General features: G+C 63.9%; 13 protein-coding genes. 9 read left to right on the forward strand and 4 right to left on the reverse strand.

Annotated features, from left to right (window positions below; translation table 11 throughout):
- Window positions 1-60 precede the first annotated feature (60 nt).
- Window positions 61-1035: an AraC family transcriptional regulator gene (locus ACO2RV_RS00575; protein WP_423288708.1), complete on the forward strand. Its 975-nt coding sequence runs from the start codon at window positions 61-63 to the stop codon at window positions 1033-1035.
- Window positions 1036-1038: 3 nt separating this feature from the next.
- Here the strand turns inward: ACO2RV_RS00575 and ACO2RV_RS00580 are convergent, their stop codons facing one another.
- The 3 genes from ACO2RV_RS00580 to ACO2RV_RS00590 form a co-directional block, all read right to left on the reverse strand.
- Window positions 1039-4572, reverse strand: coding sequence for an autotransporter domain-containing protein (locus ACO2RV_RS00580; protein ID WP_423288710.1), 3534 nt, complete (start codon window positions 4570-4572; stop codon window positions 1039-1041).
- 315 nt (window positions 4573-4887) lie between these two features.
- Window positions 4888-5880 carry a helix-turn-helix domain-containing protein gene (locus ACO2RV_RS00585; protein ID WP_423288712.1) on the reverse strand — a complete coding sequence of 331 codons (993 nt, stop codon included), beginning with the start codon at window positions 5878-5880 and terminating at the stop codon, window positions 4888-4890.
- A gap of 388 nt (window positions 5881-6268) precedes the next feature.
- Window positions 6269-6682 (reverse strand): Lrp/AsnC ligand binding domain-containing protein, encoded by a 414-nt coding sequence (locus tag ACO2RV_RS00590; protein WP_423288714.1) that lies wholly within the window; start codon window positions 6680-6682, stop codon window positions 6269-6271.
- Window positions 6683-7219: 537 nt separating this feature from the next.
- On the opposite strand from ACO2RV_RS00590, the gene ACO2RV_RS00595 reads away from it, so the two are divergent.
- Together ACO2RV_RS00595 and bamA are read left to right on the forward strand one after the other, a co-directional pair.
- Window positions 7220-7342, forward strand: a complete 123-nt coding sequence (locus ACO2RV_RS00595; RefSeq protein ID WP_423288716.1) for a hypothetical protein — start codon at window positions 7220-7222, stop codon at window positions 7340-7342.
- Window positions 7343-7678: 336 nt separating this feature from the next.
- Window positions 7679-10036 (forward strand): outer membrane protein assembly factor BamA, encoded by a 2358-nt coding sequence (gene bamA, locus ACO2RV_RS00600; protein WP_423288718.1) that lies wholly within the window; start codon window positions 7679-7681, stop codon window positions 10034-10036.
- 130 nt (window positions 10037-10166) lie between these two features.
- Here the strand turns inward: bamA and ACO2RV_RS00605 are convergent, their stop codons facing one another.
- Entirely contained in the window at window positions 10167-11105 is a 939-nt protein-coding gene (locus ACO2RV_RS00605; protein WP_423288720.1) for a LysR family transcriptional regulator, read from the reverse strand.
- Window positions 11106-11220: 115 nt separating this feature from the next.
- Between ACO2RV_RS00605 and ACO2RV_RS00610 the strand changes: the two genes are divergently transcribed.
- From ACO2RV_RS00610 to ACO2RV_RS00635, 6 genes are all read left to right on the forward strand, one after another.
- A complete protein-coding gene (locus ACO2RV_RS00610; RefSeq protein ID WP_423288722.1) occupies window positions 11221-12477 on the forward strand; it encodes a D-amino acid dehydrogenase in 1257 nt (418 codons plus the stop codon).
- 104 nt (window positions 12478-12581) lie between these two features.
- Window positions 12582-14123, forward strand: coding sequence for an ABC transporter substrate-binding protein (locus tag ACO2RV_RS00615; protein ID WP_423288724.1), 1542 nt, complete (start codon window positions 12582-12584; stop codon window positions 14121-14123).
- An 83-nt stretch (window positions 14124-14206) separates the two neighbouring features.
- On the forward strand, window positions 14207-15145 hold the full coding sequence (locus tag ACO2RV_RS00620; RefSeq protein ID WP_423288726.1) for an ABC transporter permease: 939 nt from the start codon (window positions 14207-14209) through the stop codon (window positions 15143-15145).
- Window positions 15145-15981, forward strand: coding sequence for an ABC transporter permease (locus ACO2RV_RS00625; RefSeq protein ID WP_423288728.1), 837 nt, complete (start codon window positions 15145-15147; stop codon window positions 15979-15981). Before ACO2RV_RS00620 ends, ACO2RV_RS00625 begins: the two co-directional genes overlap by 1 nt.
- Window positions 15978-16958, forward strand: coding sequence for an ABC transporter ATP-binding protein (locus ACO2RV_RS00630; protein WP_423288730.1), 981 nt, complete (start codon window positions 15978-15980; stop codon window positions 16956-16958). The genes ACO2RV_RS00625 and ACO2RV_RS00630 overlap by 4 nt, the downstream gene beginning before the upstream one ends.
- Before the next feature lie 56 nt (window positions 16959-17014).
- Window positions 17015-17965, forward strand: coding sequence for an ABC transporter ATP-binding protein (locus ACO2RV_RS00635; protein ID WP_423288732.1), 951 nt, complete (start codon window positions 17015-17017; stop codon window positions 17963-17965).
- Window positions 17966-17977 lie beyond the last annotated feature (12 nt).

Raw genomic sequence — 17977 nt, forward strand, 5'->3', positions numbered from 1 at the left:
ACGGGACGGAGAAATTCATGTAATCTCGATGACACGTAATTACCCGAGGGATCTGGTGCCATGGCGGCCGATGGCGCGCGCGTTTCCATATCGACCGGCGACATCAAGGCGCGCGATCGGGAGGAACTGATACGTGATTACTACGGACGTATTTGCATGCGGCTCGATCTTGAGCCGCTGGGCGACAGCGAACTGCGTTTCGACACGACGACGACAATGTTGCCGGGCATGAGCGTGACGCGCGCTTCAGTGGCACCCATGGCTTGGGAGCGTACCGAGGCGCTGATGTCGGACGGCAATGACGATCTGGCCGTCTCCTGGATAGCCAGTGGCTGGCGGTTCCGGAGCAAAGGCGGAACCACGGTCGAAACGCTTCCCGGCGCCCCCTGCATCATGCCGCTCGACATGCGGTGGCAAGCCGAGGCGCAGGACGGCGATTGGACGGTTTGCATCCAGCTCAATCGACGCTTGCTGGAGCCGCTGGTGAGGCATATCGGCGATATCGCACCTGATGCCCTTCGGCCCGACACTCCCGAGGCGCGACTGCTTTTCGATTATGTCCATGCGGCAAGCCGGACGCCGCTCACGCCACAACTGGCGGCGTTGGTCTCGCAACATATCTCGGATCTTCTGGCGGCCGCGCTGGGCACGACACGAGAGGTCGAGGAGATCGTTGCCGGCCGAGGTGTACGGGCGGCGCGGCTTCGCGCGATCAAGCAGCATATCGCGGAGAATCTGTCGAATGTCCGTCTCTCCGCGGAAACGGTGGGACGTCACATGGGGATGACCCCTCGTTATATCCGCCGCCTTTTCGCCGAGACCGGCTGCAGCCTGTCCGACTACGTCACCGACCAGCGCCTCGCGATGGTGCGTCGTCGCCTGGAAGATCCACGTTTCGCCGGCCAGCAGATCGCCGACATCGCATTCGGCACAGGGCTGGTCGAGCCGTCGACCTTCTATCGCCGGTTCAAGGCGCGCTACGGGTTGACGCCATCGGACGTGCGGGCGGCGGGGAGGGGGCCCTCGCTCGAATAGTGCTCAGAACCTGACCGTCAGATCGGCCTTGAAGCTGTTCTGCTGGGCGTCGGAAGCGAGCTGGCCGTTATAAGCGATGCCGAGCCTCGCCTGCGCAGACAGGTCGACGTCGAGACCTGCCTCGAGGACGGCTGCATCGCGGGCGATCGGCACGCCGGCAATGGTGAAGGGGTCGCCGCCGGCAAAGGCCAGCGTCGCGACCGGCGTGGTGTCGCCGAAGGCGTGGCGCCAGCCGAGCGTGCCGCGCAGCGTCGCCGGGACGCCGCTGACGTCGAGATCGGTCGCCACGCGTAGGCCGAGGGTGGTGAAAGTCGTGTCCGTGGTCTGGCTACCGGATTGGAGCGCTGCCGCCCCCCATTGCTCGGTGAAACCGTCGCTGTCGAAGCTCACATAGGCGAGGTTGGCGAAAGGCTCCAGCGCCACGGCGTGCACATCGATACGATAGCCGAACTCGCCGAAGGCCTGAAAGGTCGCGGCGTCATAGCTGCTCTTCAGGCTCTCGCCGAAGCCTGGAAAGACCACGGAACGGCTGGTGTCGATCTGGTGCCAGCTGTAGGCGAGGCCGGAGCGGAAGCCGAGGTCGCCCCACTGCGTACCGGCGTAGAGGCCCAGGGGAAAATTGTCGCTGCTGCCCGACGAGGCCCGCTCGTCGACGTCGAAACTCGTTCGGCTGTAGCCGGCGAGAATGCCGAGCCGCCAGGTTTCGAAGATCGGTGCGTCGGCCCCGATGAAGAAGCCGCCGGTCGAACTGTCGAGGCGTGCGGCGTTGCCATCGCCATCGATGTGGCCCCAGGCGCCGAAGCCCTGGCCCCAGATGGCGAAGCGATCGGTGGTCGGCTCGGCGGACTGGACCCCGCCCTCGCCATAGGCCATTACCGGCGAGGCCGAGGCGCCGACGCTGTCCAGTGCCGCGCGGAGGCGGTCGAACGCCGCTTCGCGGACGAAGCGGCTGTCGTCGATCAGCGCGCTCCTTGCCGAAGCATGGATCTCGCCGGAAAGCTGGTCGAAGGCATAGCGCGCCTCCGCTGCCGGCAGGCTGAGGACGGCATCGTAGACCGGATTGCCCAGACCCAGGCTTTCGGCGCCGTAGCCGGTGGCGATCTGGTTGGGGGTCAGGCCGACGGCGCCGAAATCGACGTCGTTGCGGATGAGCGTGAGATAGACGTTGTTGGGATCGTAGCTCAGCGTCGGATCGAGAAAGGCGAAGTCGGACGCCACCGTCGCGAACGCACCGTCCACACCGCCATCGGCGGTGACGATGGTGTAGGTCCGCAAGGGGCTGTAGGCGCCGGCAAGGCCGATATGCTGCACCGTGCCGCCACTGATCGTGACGGTGCCGGTGGCGTGGATGAGGTCGCCATCGCTGCTGGTCGGGTCAAGTTCGACCTCGTAGACGCTGCCGGCTGCCAATGTCGCGTTGCCGGCAACATTCAGCGTGCCGATGGAATTTCCGGGGGCGACGACGGCGCCGCCGGCGATGGTCGTCGTGCCGACCGTGCCGGTTCCCTGCAGGCGGCCAGCGAGAACCTCCAGCGTGCCGCCGAGGGTGCCGGTCACGGCGAGCGTGCCGCCGTCGACGCTCGTCGTGCCGGTGAAGCCCCCCGAATTGCCGCTCAGCGTCGTCGTGCCGGAGAAGATGTCGATGGTTCCCGTGCCGGTGATGCCGGCGGCGAACTGATAATCGGTCGAGCTGTGGTTGAAGACGATGCCACCGGTGCCGGGGCCGAACATGATCGCGCCCGCCGCCAGCGTGCCCGGCGCTGTCGCCGCCTGCCCTTCCGCCGCACCGATGTTCAGCGTGCCCGACGAGCCCGCTCCCGCGGCGATCTCGGTGATGCCGCCGACCTCGACCCGGCCGCCCCCGGAGATAGTGAGCACGCCGGTGCCGTCGGCGCCGATGAGGAGATCGCCGCTGTTCACCCAGCTGGCGCCGGAAACCGTCACCTCGCCGAGGCCGCCGGTCGAGGCACCGATGCCCGCCACCACCGAATTCACCTGCCCGCCATTCTCGACGAACATCGCCGCATTGCCTTCGAGGCCGACGAGCAGGAATTCGTGGCTGATCAGCGAGGAGCCGGCGCCGCTGATGGACGCGCTGCCGCCCGAGTTCGCCTCCATGCCGAGAAGGACGCTCTGCGCCTCCACCCTGCCGCCGGCGGAGATCGACAGCGCACCGGTGCCCTCGTCGCCGATGCCCATATTGCCGGTGTTGAAGAAGCTCGAACCTTCGCCCGCGACATTTAGGATGCCGACGCCGGCGCTGAAGCGGCCGAGGAGCGAATCCAGCGTGTTCACCGTGCCGCCCTCGGTGACGTTGAGCGTGCCGAGGCCGGAGTGCCCGACGGTGAAGGTCGTGCCGTTCGTCCAGCTGGCGCCGCCGGTCACGGTCGCGACGCCGGTGCCGCCGAGCGCGATCGTCGCCCCTTCGCTGGTCACGCTGGCGCCGTCGGCTACGGTCAGTGCGCTCTCGCCACCGGCGCCGACATAGACATTGCTGCTCGCCGCAAGGCTCGAACCCGCACCGGTTACGATCCCCGTGCCGGTGCCGAGAGACAAGCCGACCGTGTTGAGTGCCGCCCCGGCCTCGATGCGCAGATGGCCGACACCGTCGCCGCCGATTCCGGTGCTGGCCGTCGTGGTCCAGCTCGTGCCCGGACCGGTAAGCGTCACCTGGCCGAAGCCGGTCGGCTCGAAGCCCACGACGAGCGTCTGCGATTCCACCGTGGCGCCGTCGGAGACCGTCACGGAGCCGCTGCCTTCCTCGCCGACGATGAATTCGCTGGAGGCGATCCAGCTCGTCGTGCCGCCGCTGATGTCGAGGATGCCTTGCGATCCGCTGGCGGCGCCGACGGTGACCCGTTCCGAGTTCACGGTGCCGCCGCTGTCGACATTGACCGTGCCGCTGCCGAAATTGCCGACGATCAGGGGATCGGTGACGTTCCAGGTCGAACCTGTCCCGGTGACCGTCGCGGTGCCGAAGCCGACATTGCCGACGAAGGAATCATTGCTGATGACCTCGCCGCCATTGGTGATCAGCAACAGGCCGCTGCCCTGATCGCCGACATAGAAGTTGCCGGTGTTCGCCCAGGTCGAATCCGTGCCGGTTACGGTGACCGAGCCGGCCGAGCCGAGGCCCCGGCCGATATAGCCGGTGGTGGTCAGCAACACGCCGCTGTTCTCCACCAGCAGCGAGCCGACCGCGCTGTTGCCGACGGTGAGGTCGCGTGCGTTGGCGCCGATGGCGAAGACTGCCGGCGCATTGATGGCGATGGTGTCGATCTCGGCGTCGGTGGCATTGTCGGGCAGGCCGGCACTCCAGTTGCCGGGATCGAACCAGTTGTCCGAGTTGGTGCCGGTCCAGGCGGTCTGCGCGCCGACGGGTGAGGCATAGACCAGGGCGAGGACAGCGGTTGTCGCCAGCAGCGTGCCGTGGCGCCGTGGATATCGCGAAAGCCAGCCGGCTGCGGGATCCTCCCGCCGCGAGGATGGCCGGAACTCATGGCCGCCCTCCGTCTGCCCTGTCCGAAAACCCCGCATCGTCGACGTCATAGAAACCCCCGAAACGCTATTGCATCGCAGGGGAAGGGCGGAAGAGGCGCCCCCACTTCGCAGGTGCGAAGCACGCGGCGTCCCTCCGGAAACCTGTCGACCCGGCAATGCAGGGCGACTTTGGGTTGGGCATCTTCAGATTTGCAAGGAAATGAAAGGTGCCGGACGTAAATGTATCCAGGGCCGCAGGATCCGTATCCGACAGTGCAAATGCAGCGACTACGCAGGTAAATTCAAGCTAAACTGCAGATCGACTCTCGAATCGAGTTGCAAAGATAGAATGCCCCGATCCGACGGTCCGTCTCACCTGAGTTGGCGGATCCAGTGCCACATTGTGGTGTCGTCGCCGGGATGTTCGAGCAAGCGGCGCCCCTCGGCGGCATGCGCACGCACTTCGCGCGGGGTGACGCCGAACAGCTTGCGAAACGCACGAACGAAATTCGTGCGGTAGGCGAAACCGTGAAGTTCGGCGATGTCGGCGATGCTCCTGCTCTGTTGGGCGGGATCGGCGAGCATCTGCCTCGCCTGCTGGAGTCTTCCCCGCGTAATGTAGGACGCCACGCCGCCATGCGCCTCGAACAGATAATAGAGCTTGCGGGTCGAGATGCCGAAGGTTGCCGCGAGCGCCTCGCCGGTCAGGCTCGGATCGAGGAGGCGTTCGTCGATGTAGCGGGCGATCTGTCCGGTCAGCGCGAGCTGGACGGCGGCTGCGTTCTCCTCCGTCACCGCGGCATTGAGCGCCGCGGCGGCGAGCTCGATCGTCGGCCGGACGATCGTCTCCGCCTCATCGAGGCTCATATCGCCGGCGCCGGCGTAAAGGCCGCTGAGATGATTGCGCAGCAGCGCGGCGAGCGGCGCATCGCCCCGGATAAGGCGCAAATTCTGCTCGTCCGGCGCCCTGAGCAAAGGCGCCAGCAGGCGGCGCGGTATGGTCAGGTTGAGGCTGTCGAAATCCGCCGTCGTCGCGGTCGCCTGCGCCTGGGCCAGATCGGCGATGATGAAATCCCCCGGATCGGCTCGATCATGGGATCCGCCCTCGCGCCGTCCGTGGCTTCCCTTGACGCAAAGCTGGAGCGTGACGTGGTCGAGCCCGTCCCGGCCGATCCGAGCCGGCGTGCGGTCGAAGCTGTGGGCCACGCAACGATATCCGGTGAGCACGATGTCGCCGAGGTGAAAGGCGTCTGCACCGAAATTGAAGCGGTCGGTCTTGTTGCGCAGGCGGACGTCGTAGAGGACGCCGATGCTTTCCTGCCAGGCCGCGATCGCCTCCTTCTGGGTGAGCCCCGCCGTGTCCATGACGACATGCCGAACCCGCGGCACGGCTGTAACGGCTGCCGGGGAACCGGCGTTTGCGCTTTCCACCATGAGGGCCCGCAGATGGTGCTGATGAGAAAGGTTGCTCGATTTCCTTACCATAGGAAACCGGTGAACATAGGCCGTCAAGGACACGGCTGTTCGGGCGACTGAACCTTGGCGGGTTTATGAAGCGTGGTGGACCCGAAAAGGGCGGCAAGCTTTCCGTCTGTCCGCAGATTTATCGGGCTTCCGCCTGGTCAGGCGCCGGCCGCTAGGCGTTCGGGGTGAAGTAAGAAATGCCTCGGCCTATATAATTTAGTTCTACAGAAACTGATATTTATATTATCTACACGAATATGGTGAAGGTAGGTACGAAGAGAAAATGGCATTATTCCTTACATAAAATCCCGTCTAATTTGGCCGGAATGGCGAAGCCGTCCTTCACGCACACCATGATGACCATGATGTTGAGCCCATTTATGTCGGGATTCTCATGGAAGAATTTGCGGGTTAAGGTCTCGTGATCCTTCATGCTGCGGGCGGTGACGATCAGGATGACGTCTGTCTCTCCCGTCACATAGTCGCCGTTCATGACCTCCGGCGTCGTATGGGCACGCTGGGTGGTGCGCAAGGCAGCGCTGAAGTTCCTCCGCGACACCCGCGAGCCGCCATCCGCCTTTGAGTTCGCTCCCCTCCCGCCATCCCGCTCGTCTCTGCGCTCTATGAGGCGCAGGACAACAGGGCCATGCGTAGAGGAGCCGGCTTCGGACGGTCGCGCCGGCTCGGCGACGACGCTCGCCATGGGGCAGAGGATTTGTCTCATGCCGACGCCCCTTCCGGATGAGATGTCCGGCCGAGCGACTCGGAAATATAAAGAAACCTGACAGCAGTGAGTTGTAACACCAGGGGATATAGTTCTGGGCTAGATTATAAATGCCTGATGAAAGCGCAACTTCATCGGGTATGGCTGGGGCGCTGACCCAAGACTTCACCCGTCGACCAGCGCCTCAGCCGCTTATATCTACAGGTCCTTGGTCTGCGACAGAGCGTCTCGATCCCCATGCGCGTCATCAGAATGGCGACAGAAGACGTCCCGCTATCGCTATGACCCTCGGCATCGAGAGGCCTCCTGCAACATCCGGCCGCCGGCGAAGGGGGGGGGGGGCCAGATGCGGCCGCTGGATTGCGCGCATCAGGGCCGGCTTGCGCTCACCATCTCGACCGTGCCGGGCGGCCCGGACCAAATCGCCCCAGCGCCAGACTCTCCGACGGTTGCATTCAGCGCCTTCGCGCTGTCGTGGGTGCTGCTGCCTCGGACGTTGCCTCGGAGCCGAAGACGTTGGCTGCGCCATTGCGTGAACAGGTTGGGGCAGATGTCGAACTACTGCGCGGCTTTGAAGATGGCTACGCGATGACCGTTGGCTCGAAGCATCAACGTCCAGAAATCATGTATGAAAAATAGCTAGTTTTGGAAATATTCGGACATGTGACAGCAGCAAAATCGCCTTGAATCACTTTTAATGTTCGATTATATAATATTAAGTGTGATTTATAGTGTTATGTTAGATGATATATTATTCATAATTCGACCAATATTGGTTTAATCATAATTATAATTAAAAATATATAAATATTGAATGATAGAATTGTATACGCATACGGAAACAGAAAAGAACGCACTGAGTGGTGTAAAATGAAGTCGACAAGTTATCGCGCGGTGTTCTGCTTTTCTGTCAGGATTGGGTTTGCGTTATTTGCGTTGTGTTCCGTAATACTGTGGGGTGCTGGTACTGCTTCATTGAGCGCTAAAGGGCTGGCTTCGCAAAAAGAGCCATCCATCATCGTCGAGGGGAATCGGCGCGTTGATGCGGAGACCATCCGCTCCTATTTCCAGACCCAGCCGGGCGAGCGGCTGACGCCCGCGAAGATCGACGAGGCGCTCAAGGCGCTGTACGCCACCGGGCTGTTCTCCGACGTCACCATCAGCAATCGCGGCGGGCGCACCGTGGTGACGGTCACCGAGAACGAGGTGGTCAACCGCGTCGCCTTCGAGGGCAACCGCAAGCTCAAGGACGAGCAGCTCGCCAGCGAGGTGCAGTCCAAGGCGCGTGCGCCGTTCTCCAAGACCACCGTGCAGGCCGACACCCAGCGCATCATCGAGCTTTATCGCCGCTCCGGCCGCTACGACGTGCGCGTCGAGCCCAAGATCATCGAGCGTGGCCAGGGCCGCGTCGATCTGGTCTTCGAGATCAACGAGGGCGACAAGCTCGGCATCGCCGAGATCAAGTTCGTCGGCAACAAGGCGTTCTCGGCGGGCAAGCTCAAGGAAGAGCTGACCACCACCGAGACGAACTGGCTGTCCTGGCTGAAGAACACCGACGTCTATGATGTCGACCGCATCAATTCCGACCAGGAGCTGCTGCGACGCTTCTACCTGAAGCACGGCTATGCGGATTTCCGCATCATTTCCGTCACCGCCGACCTCGACCGCCAGAAGGAAGGGTTCATCCTGACCTATGTGGTCGACGAGGGTCCGCAATACAGCGTCGGTTCCGTCGAGGTGGTGTCCGGCATCAAGGATGTCGATCCGGCCGCGATCCGCGCCGCGCTGCGTGTGCAGAAGGGCCAGATCTACAACGCCGAGCTGGTCGAGAAGTCGGTCGAGAATGCGACGATCGAGGTGTCGAAGGCGGGCTATGCCTTCGCCCAGGTGCGTCCGCGCGGCGACCGCGACATGCAGAACCGCACCATCTCGCTGGTCTTCGCGGTCGAGGAAGGGCCGCGCGTCTATGTCGAGCGCATCGACATCCGCGGCAATACCCGCACCCGCGACTGGGTCATCCGCCGCGAGTTCGATCTCGCCGAGGGCGATGCCTATAACCGCGTGCTGATCGATCGCGCCGAGCGCCGGCTGCGCAATCTCGGCTACTTCAAGGATGTGAAGATCTCCACCGAGCCGGGCACGGCGCCGGACCGGGTGGTGCTCGTGGTGCAGGTCGAGGATCAGCCGACGGGCGAGTTCTCCGTCTCCGGCGGCTATTCGACCGCGGACGGCTTCATCGGCGAAGTGGCGGTCGCGGAGAAGAACTTCCTCGGCCGCGGCCAGTATGTGCGGCTTGCCGGCTCGCTCGGCGAGGACACGCAGGGCGCTGACTTCAACTTCACCGAACCCTATTTCCTCGGCTATCGCGTCGCGGCCGGCTTCGATCTCTACTGGAAACAAACCACCGCAACCTCATCCAGCCCGTATGACACCTCGACGGCCGGCGGCACGCTGCGTGTCTCGCTGCCGCTGACGGACGAGTTCACGCTGGGTCTGCGCTACAGCCTCTACCAGAAGGAGATTACGATCGACGACGATACGATCGCCGATTACGGCACGCCGTCCTGGGCGCTGCTCGAGGTGGACGGCGATCCGGCACTGACCTCGGCGATCGGTTATACGCTGTCCTACAACATGCTCGACAGCAATACGGACCCGAGCAATGGCTACCTGCTCGAACTGAAGCAGGATTTTGCCGGCGTCGGCGGTGACGTGAACTATATCCGCTCGACCTTCGATTCGCGCTTCTACTTCCCGGTTTATGGCGACGTGACTCTCATGCTGCGCGGTCAGGCCGGCAACGTTACCTCCTGGGGCGGCGAGGACCTGCGCATCCTGGACAATTTCTTCAAGGGACCGGACCTCGTGCGCGGTTTCGAATCGAACGGCATCGGCCCACGCGACCTCGCCTCCGGCTGTAGCGACGGGGTGTGCGACAGCTCCGACGCGGATGCGCTGGGCGGCACGCTCTACTGGGGCACGTCGGCGGAACTGCAGTTCCCGCTCACCTTCCTGCCGAAGGAAATGGGCCTGAAGGCGGCGATCTTCGCGGATGCTGGCTCGCTGTGGAGCTATGAGGGGGGGACGACGTTCGAGAATGTGTCGGGTTGGGAGGACAACCTGACGAACTGCTCGGCCATCTCGGGCTCGAAGACGCAGGGCTATGCCAATGTCTGCGTCGCCGACAGCGACTCCGTGCGCTCGTCGGTCGGCGTCAGCCTGATCTGGAAGTCCCCCTTCGGCCCGCTGCGCTTCGACTATGCCTGGGTTCTGACCAAGGAAGACTATGACCAGACGCAGGCTTTCCGCTTCAGCGGCGGCACCAAGTTCTAATGGCGCAGACGGCCGCTCGGGGGCGCTCGATCATTCCGGGGAGCCGTCGGCCATCGTGCGGTATAATGGTAGCGAGTTCACCTCGAACGCGATCCTTGCCTGGGCGGATGCGGCGCGGGTCGCCATTTGCTCAAGAGTTGGACCCGCCGGCGGAACCTGAACGGTTCACACGCGCTGCCGGTTGGCCCGTCTGCGCCAATGCCGCTCTGCACTGGCGCCGGACTTCCGCGATGAAGTCCACGCAATGGCGTGGCAACGGACGCAGTTCGTTGCTGAGCGCCACGACGTCGAAATGGATTGCCGGGCGCAGCTGGGCCACGGCAATGTTGCTTGTCATCAAGGACAGCGCCGTGAACATGTCCACGACGGAAGCGCCACAGCCCTTCGCCACCAGCGCGCAGGCCAGATAATAGGTCTGTACCTCGATCTGCGGTGCGAGGCTGATGCCCTCCGCATTGAGTTTCTGGCGCAACAGACGGCCAAGCGGATCCTCCGAGGCGAGGCCGATCATCGGAACGCGCGACAAATCCTCCAGGCGAACCTCTTCGGCGCCGGGGGCGGGCTGGATGAACACCATGTGTCCCCGGCACAGCTTCTCGATCCGGATGCCCGCCGAAGGGGGGTGGTCATAGGCGAGCGCTATGTCGATATCCTGCGCCAGAATGCCTTCAACGAGTTCGTTGGTGTGCTGCGTCAGAACTTCGTAGCGCACCTGCGGATGGACCTGCTGCAACGCATGGATGGCTGAAGGCACGATGGAAAGCGCCAGACTGGGAATGCAGCCCAGCCGAATGCGTCCCTGCCGTTCGGGCCCCAGATTCTGTCCCAGGCGCTGCACGTGTTCCAGTTGCCGGAACAGCTTCTCGATTTCCGGCGCCAGAATCTCGGCCTCGCGTGTTGGCACGAGGCGACCCTTGACCCTCTCGAACAGGGCAAAGCCAAGCTGCTGCTCGGCATGACGCACCAGTTTGCTGGCCGCCGGTTGCGAAATGCCGAGAAGGCGCGCGGCACGCGAAATTGCCCCTGTCCGAAACAGAGCATGCAAAGCTTCGACACTGCGTAAGCGCATGATTTCACACCTCAGCCCATAACTTTTGTTTCTACATGATAGACAAGAATGGGCGTTTTCAAACCTGGCCCGGAGGGACACACTCCGCCCATTCTGGTGACTGAGGGCCGTAGGAATGCGGATCTGTGTTCTGGGGGCCGGCGTGGTGGGCATCACCTCGGCCTATTATCTGGCGAAGGCGGGCCACGAGGTGGTGCTGGTCGATCGCAATGGTGCCCCCGGCCAGGAGACGAGCTTCGCCAATGGTGGCCAGCTTAGCTATTCCTATGTGGCGCCGTTGGCAGCTCCCGGCGTGACCCAGCATATCCTCGACTGGGTATTCGGCCGTGATTCCGCTCTGAAACTGACGCCTCGCTTCGACCCTTGGCAGTGGCGATGGCTGATCAACTTCATGCGCGCCTCACGCGCGCCGGTCTTCTACCGTTCGATCGTGGAACTGACCGGCCTCGCTTATCTCAGCCGCGACCTCCTTCACGACCTGGTGGCGCGTGAAAGGCTGGATTTCAACTTCGTCCGCTCAGGCAAGCTGGTGGTTCACCGCGAGGCCGGTGCCTTTGAAGCTGCCCGCAAGCTCGTCGACATGCAGTCCCGCCTCGGTGCCGATCAGCGGGTGCTCTATCGTGACGCCTGCGTGGCGCTGGAGCCCTCGCTCGCCCATATCGCCGGCGATCTCGTGGGCGGGGTCTACACGCCGTCCGAGGATGCCGGCGACTGCGCCCGTTTCTGCCTCGAGCTCGATCGCGTTCTGGCGACGCTGCCTGCCGTTACCCGGCTTTATCATCATCGCATCGGCGAACTCGTGCGGGAGAAGGGCGAGATCAAGGCGGTGATTACCGATCGCGGCCCGGTTGAGGCGGATCTGTTCGTGGTGGCCGCCGGTCTTGAAAGCCGCGACGTGCTGCGCCCGCTCGGCGTGCATCTGCCCTTGTATCCGCTGAAGGGCTACAGCCTGACCGTGCCGATCGAGCAGGATCGGGCCGCTCCGCGCATGAGTGTGACCGATGCCAAGCGCAAGATCGTCTATGCCCGCCTGGGTGCTTATGAGCGTATCGCCGCCATGGTCGATCTCGGCGCGCGTGATGCGAGCGTCGCCCCGGATCGGCTGGACGACCTGAAGGCGAAGGTGCGCGCCACCTTCCCGGCCCTGGGTTCGCTCGAACGCGCCACGGTGTGGTCCGGGCTTCGGCCCGCCACCGCGCAAGGCAAGCCGATTGTCAGCGCGACGCCCCTGCGCAACCTCTATGTGAATGCCGGACATGGCGCGCTTGGATTCACGCTCGCCTGCGGCAGTGCAAAGCTCATCGCCGACATGATCGGCGGGAAGGAAACGGCCATCGCAACCGCGCCATTCGAGCTCGGAGCCGTCTTTTAGCAAGACCAGACAAGCTGACATCCACCGATCCCGTGCCGCCATCACCGCACAACAAGGCCGGCCGGGATGCTTTCCCAGGGGAGTGCCTATCCATGAAATGTGAAATGTCGCGCGCAGGACGTTTCCGTCGTGCCCTTCTGACCAGCGGCATGCTGGCTTCGCTGGCGGTTGCAGGTCTCACCGTTCCGTTCGGAATGGTCCCGGCCATGGCCGCGGAACTGCGCCTTGCCATTGCGGAAGACGCCACGACACTCGATCCCATTGCCTCGTCGGATAATCCGTCGATCTGGACCGAACTGCTCATCTTCGACCAGCTCGTGCGTCCGACCGCCGATGGCAAGAGCCTTGAGCCGGGCCTTGCCGAAAGCTGGACGGTCTCGCCGGATGGCAAGGAATACACCTTCAAGCTGCGCGACGCGAAATTCGCCGACGGCACGCCGGTGACCGCAGAGGACGTCGTCTTCTCGCTGAAGCGCGCGGCGGGGGAGGGGTCGGACTGGGCCCGCTTCTTCCGTCCGATCACCAACTATACGATTGCCGATCCGAAGACGGTCGTCATGACGCTCGACAAGCCGTTCACGCCGATCCTCAACAATCTCGCTCTGTTCAGCGCCTCCATCGTGCCGAAGGCCAAGGTCGAGGCGCAGGGCGCCGATTTCTTCAAGAAGCCGTTCGGCTCCGGCCCCTTCATGGTGAGTGGCTGGGTGCATGGCGAGAAGATCGAACTCGCCAAGAACCCCAATTACTGGCAGCCCGGCAAGCCGGGTGTGGATGCCGCAATCGTCACCATCATCGGTGACGACAATGCGCGCGTGCTGAAGCTGAAGGCGGGTGAAGTCGACGCCATCATCGGCATTCCGTTCAACCAGGTGGCGGCGCTGAAGCGCGATCCGGCCCTGAAGGTGGATGTCGCGCAGACCCTGCGTATCGACCTCGTCCAGCTCAACACCACCAAGAAGCCCTTTGACGACGAGAAGGTGCGCCAGGCGCTGAACCTCGCCATCAACAAGGACGCGGTCATTCGCGGGGTATTGCACGGCAATGGCGAGGCCGCCGTCTCTTCCTTGCCGGTCATGGCCTATCACAACGCAGCGCTGAAGCCCTATCCGCAGGATCTGGAGAAGGCCAAGGCCCTGCTGGCGCAGGCCGGCTATCCCGACGGCTTCTCCGCCAGCCTGCTGGTTCGCGCCGGCGACGTGACGGCGCGCCAGGTGGCGACCGCCATCCAGAGCGACCTGAAGAAGATCGGCATCAACATCACCTTGCAGTCGATCGAAGGCTCGACGCAGTACGCGACGACCAAGAGCGGCAATTTCGAGATGTCACTCAGCTATGCGACCAGCGACACCATCGATCCTGATCAGCTCATCGGTTTCACCGCGGTCAATCCCGAGCGCGCCAACGCCTTCCACACCCAGTGGAAGAACGAGAAGCTGAACGAGCTCTATGTGAAGGAACGCGGGACGCTCGACGGGCCGGAGCGCCAGGCTCAGTTCCAGGAGATGGAAGCGCTGGTGCATGAGGGCGCGCCGTTCATCTTCCTCTACCAGCCGGGCACCCCCTACGCGTCCAAGGCGGACATCAAGGGCTTCGCGGTGCTGCCGACGTCCAACTACCGTCTGGAAGACGTGGTCGTCGGCAAGTAGCGCCGGCCTGTCACCCTGCGGAACAAAAACTCGATGGGGCCGCCGGCCCCATCGCTTCTTCCTGACGTTCGGCTGGCATCCTGATGGCACTCCTGAAGTTCATATCCGGTCGGCTCATCCAGCTCGTGCCGGTGCTGATCGGCATCACGCTGATCGCCTTCCTTCTCCTGCGCGTGCTGCCCGGCGATCCCGCGACGCTGATCCTTGGCAACCGCGGGACGGTGGAGGATATCGCCCGGCTCAATGTCCAGCTCGGCCTCGACCGCCCGCTGTGGCAGCAATATTTCGCGTTCCTCGCCGATGTCCTGCGGGGCAGCTTCGGTCAGTCCATCGTCTACCGCACCGCTGTCGGCCCGCTCATTCTGGAACGCGCATGGGCAACCCTCCAGCTGGTCGGTCTGTCGACGCTGATCGCCGTGGCGATGACCGTTCCCTTCGCCCTCGTCTCCGCGCTCAATCGCGGCCGCCTCATCGATCAGGGGGTGAAGGTCCTGTTCGTGGTCGGCATGTCGATGCCCGCCTTCTGGCTCGGCATTCTCATGGTGCTGGCCTTCAGTCTGTGGATGCCGCTGTTTCCTGTTTCCGGCTATGGCGTGGGCCTGCTTGACCGCCTGCATCATCTTTTTCTGCCGGCCTTCGTGATCGCCATCGCGACCGCGGCACTGACCATCCGCTCGCTTCGTTCCAGCCTGATCGCGGTGCTCGGCGCCGACTATGTCGACACCGCCCGCGCCAAGGGCCTCAGGGCGCGCACAGTGCTCATGCGCCATGTTCTCCGGAACTCGCTGATCAGCACGATTTCGGTTCTGGGCGTTCACACAAGCTGGGTGGTGGGCGGCACCGTGGTGATCGAATCCGTGTTCGGCATTCCGGGGCTGGGTTATCTGCTCGTCTCTTCCATCTCCGCGCGCGACTATCCCATGGTGCAGGGGCTCACCGTGGCCTTCGCCGTTCTGGTGGTCGTCATCAACCTGCTGACCGACATCGCCTATGCGGTCGCCGATCCCCGGGTGAAGCTCTGATGTCGGGCTATTACGGCGAAGCCGCGCGGCGGCTCTTCCACAATCATTCGTTCGCGGCCGGCTTCGCGCTGCTGGTGCTGCTGCTGGCGATCGTCGCGTTCGGCCCTCTTCTCGTGCCCCATGATCCGCTGGAGGTCGATTTCGGCCTCGCAATGCTGCCGCCCGGTTCGGAGCATTGGATGGGCACCGATGAGATGGGTCGGGACGTGCTGGCTCGCGTGCTTGCCGCAGGTGCGGTCGACCTTCAGATCGCCGTCATCTGCGTGGCCTTGCCCTTCCTGCTCGGCACCTTGGTGGGGCTGGTTTCCGGCTACATCGGCGGGTTGACGGACGTGGCCCTGATGCGCCTCGTCGATATCCTCTGGGCCTTTCCATTCTATGTGCTGGTGATTTCCATCGTGGGGGCGCTCGGGCCGGGCCTCAGCAACATGTATCTCGCCTTCACCCTGGTGGCGTGGATCTCCTTCGCCCGCATCGTGCGCGCCGAGGTTCTGGTGGTGAAGCGACTGGAATTCATCGAGGCGGCCAAGGTTCTGGGCTACTCCCACACCCGGATCGTCCTGCGCCATGTGCTGCCCAACGTCATCACGCCGGCAATCGTGTTCATGATGTCCGATGTCGTGCTGACGATCCTGGCCGTCACCGCGCTCGGCTTCCTGGGGCTCGGCATTCAGCCGCCGACGCCGGAATGGGGCGCGATGATCGCCGAAGGACAGAACTTCATTCTCGATGGTTGGTGGATCTCGGTCTTTCCGGGACTGGCGATCGTCTATATCGGCATCACCTTCGCGCTTCTGGGCGATGGGATCGATGACGCGCTGAGGCCGAAATCATGACCCCGTCCGCTCGACTTCTGACCGTGGAAGGTCTCACCACCCGCTTTGGAGGCAGCAAATCGGCTGTCACCGCCGTGGATGGCATTGATTTCCACATCGATCGTGGGGAGATCTTTGGCCTGGTCGGAGAATCCGGTTCCGGCAAGAGCGCGACCTGCCGGTCGCTTCTGCGTCTTTTCGGCGGCGCGACGGCACGCGTCACCGGCCGGCTCGATTTCGATGGCACGGATCTCACCCGTCTCTCCGGCCGATCACTGGAAGATTTCCGTGGCTCCCGTATCGCCATGGTGTTCCAGGACCCGATGACGGCGCTGAACCCGACCATGCGCGTCGGCGATCAGATCGCCGAGGGTCTGATCCGTCACCGCGGCATGCGCCGGCCCGAGGCGCTCGCCGCCGCCGAAGCGCTGCTGGTCGCGGTCGGCGTGACCTCTCCGAAGGAGCGGCTCAGGGTCTATCCCCATCAGCTGAGCGGTGGTTTGCGTCAGCGCGTGGTCATCGCGATCGCGCTCGCCTGCCGTCCGCAACTCCTCGTCGCCGATGAGCCGACAACAGCGCTGGATGTCACCATCCAGGACCAGATCCTGAAGCTTCTGCGCCGCCTGCGCGATGAGACGGGCATGAGCATGCTGATGATCACGCACGATCTCGGCGTCGTCGCGCAGACCTGCGATCGGGTGGCGGTCATGTATGGCGGACGCATCGTGGAAACCGGCCCGGCCGCAGAGGTTTTGCATCGACCCATGCATCCCTATACGCGCGCGCTGCTCGAGGCCCTGCCGGCTCATGCCGCGCGCGGGGAAAAGCTGAAGCCGATCGGTGGGGAGCCACCCAATCTCGCCCATCCCCCCACCGGCTGCCGCTTTCATCCGCGCTGCGCGTCGGCGATCGCGGCCTGCTCGGTCCGTGAGCCCGAACTCAGCTCCGTGGGGCTCGAGCGGCTCTCGGCGTGTCTCCGGCAGGAGGAATTGGCATGACTGGGTCCGATACCACTCCTATCGCCGCACCTTTGCTCGAGGTTCGCGGACTATCCATGGATTTCACGTCGGGCAGCGGTCTTGGCCGCCTTGTCGGCCAGCCGCCCCGCGTGCTGCACGCCCTCCGGAATGTCTCGCTCACCGTCGGGGTCGGGGAAATGCTGGGCGTGGTCGGGGAGTCCGGCTGCGGAAAGAGCACGCTGGGCCGGTGCATTGCCGGGCTCTACCAGCCGACGCGCGGCGAGATCTTCTGGCAGGGCGCGCCGCTTGCCGCGCTTGGCGGTTATCGCGAGCGCAGCCGCCAGATCCAGATGATCTTCCAGGATCCCTATTCCTCGCTCAACCCGCGCATGAGCATTCGTCAGATGCTGGAGGAAGTGCTGACGGTACACGCGCCGGCCCATGGAAAGGGTGAGGTGCGCGACCGGCTTGACGAGTTGCTGCTCACGGTCGGGCTCAGCCCGGCGCTGAAGGAACGGCTGCCTCATGCCCTGTCCGGCGGCCAGCGCCAGCGCGTCAGCATCGCGCGGGCGCTGGCCCCCAAACCACGCCTGATCGTGGCGGACGAGCCGGTGTCGGCGCTGGACGCGTCGGTACAGGCACAGATCATCAATCTGTTCGACGAATTGAGAGAAAAGCTCGGTATTGCCTTCATCTTCGTCGCCCACGACCTCGACGTGGTGCGCCACATCTCCCAGCGCATCGCGGTAATGTATCTGGGGGAGGTGGTGGAAACGGCTCCGGCGGAAACCCTGTTCGCGCATCCCGTGCACCCTTACTCGCGGGGCCTCATCGCGGCGATCCCGAGCCTTGATCCGGAACGGCGCACGCCGGATGCCGGCATTGACGGCGAACTGCCCGATCCGATGAAGCCACCGGCCGGATGCGCCTTTTCCGGCCGCTGTAGCCATGTGCTTCCGGACTGCCGCCAGCGTCATCCCAACCTCGAGCCGGTCACTGTCGGTCACCTGAGCCGCTGCCTGCGCAACGAGGCTTTTGCCGCCTGATCTGCCAATCCC

This window comes from Ancylobacter sp. VNQ12, from assembly GCF_049445835.1.
Taxonomy (GTDB): domain Bacteria; phylum Pseudomonadota; class Alphaproteobacteria; order Rhizobiales; family Xanthobacteraceae; genus Ancylobacter.

Coding starts and splice junctions, on each gene's coding strand:
- ACO2RV_RS00575 (WP_423288708.1), top strand. CDS start 61: ATGGCGGCCGATGGCGCGCGCGTTTCCATATCGACCGGCGACATCAAG.
- ACO2RV_RS00580 (WP_423288710.1), bottom strand. CDS start 4,572: ATGCGGGGTTTTCGGACAGGGCAGACGGAGGGCGGCCATGAGTTCCGG.
- ACO2RV_RS00585 (WP_423288712.1), bottom strand. CDS start 5,880: ATGGACACGGCGGGGCTCACCCAGAAGGAGGCGATCGCGGCCTGGCAG.
- ACO2RV_RS00590 (WP_423288714.1), bottom strand. CDS start 6,682: ATGGCGAGCGTCGTCGCCGAGCCGGCGCGACCGTCCGAAGCCGGCTCC.
- ACO2RV_RS00605 (WP_423288720.1), bottom strand. CDS start 11,105: ATGCGCTTACGCAGTGTCGAAGCTTTGCATGCTCTGTTTCGGACAGGG.
- ACO2RV_RS00610 (WP_423288722.1), top strand. CDS start 11,221: ATGCGGATCTGTGTTCTGGGGGCCGGCGTGGTGGGCATCACCTCGGCC.
- ACO2RV_RS00615 (WP_423288724.1), top strand. CDS start 12,582: ATGTCGCGCGCAGGACGTTTCCGTCGTGCCCTTCTGACCAGCGGCATG.
- ACO2RV_RS00620 (WP_423288726.1), top strand. CDS start 14,207: ATGGCACTCCTGAAGTTCATATCCGGTCGGCTCATCCAGCTCGTGCCG.
- ACO2RV_RS00625 (WP_423288728.1), top strand. CDS start 15,145: ATGTCGGGCTATTACGGCGAAGCCGCGCGGCGGCTCTTCCACAATCAT.
- ACO2RV_RS00630 (WP_423288730.1), top strand. CDS start 15,978: ATGACCCCGTCCGCTCGACTTCTGACCGTGGAAGGTCTCACCACCCGC.
- ACO2RV_RS00635 (WP_423288732.1), top strand. CDS start 17,015: ATGGATTTCACGTCGGGCAGCGGTCTTGGCCGCCTTGTCGGCCAGCCG.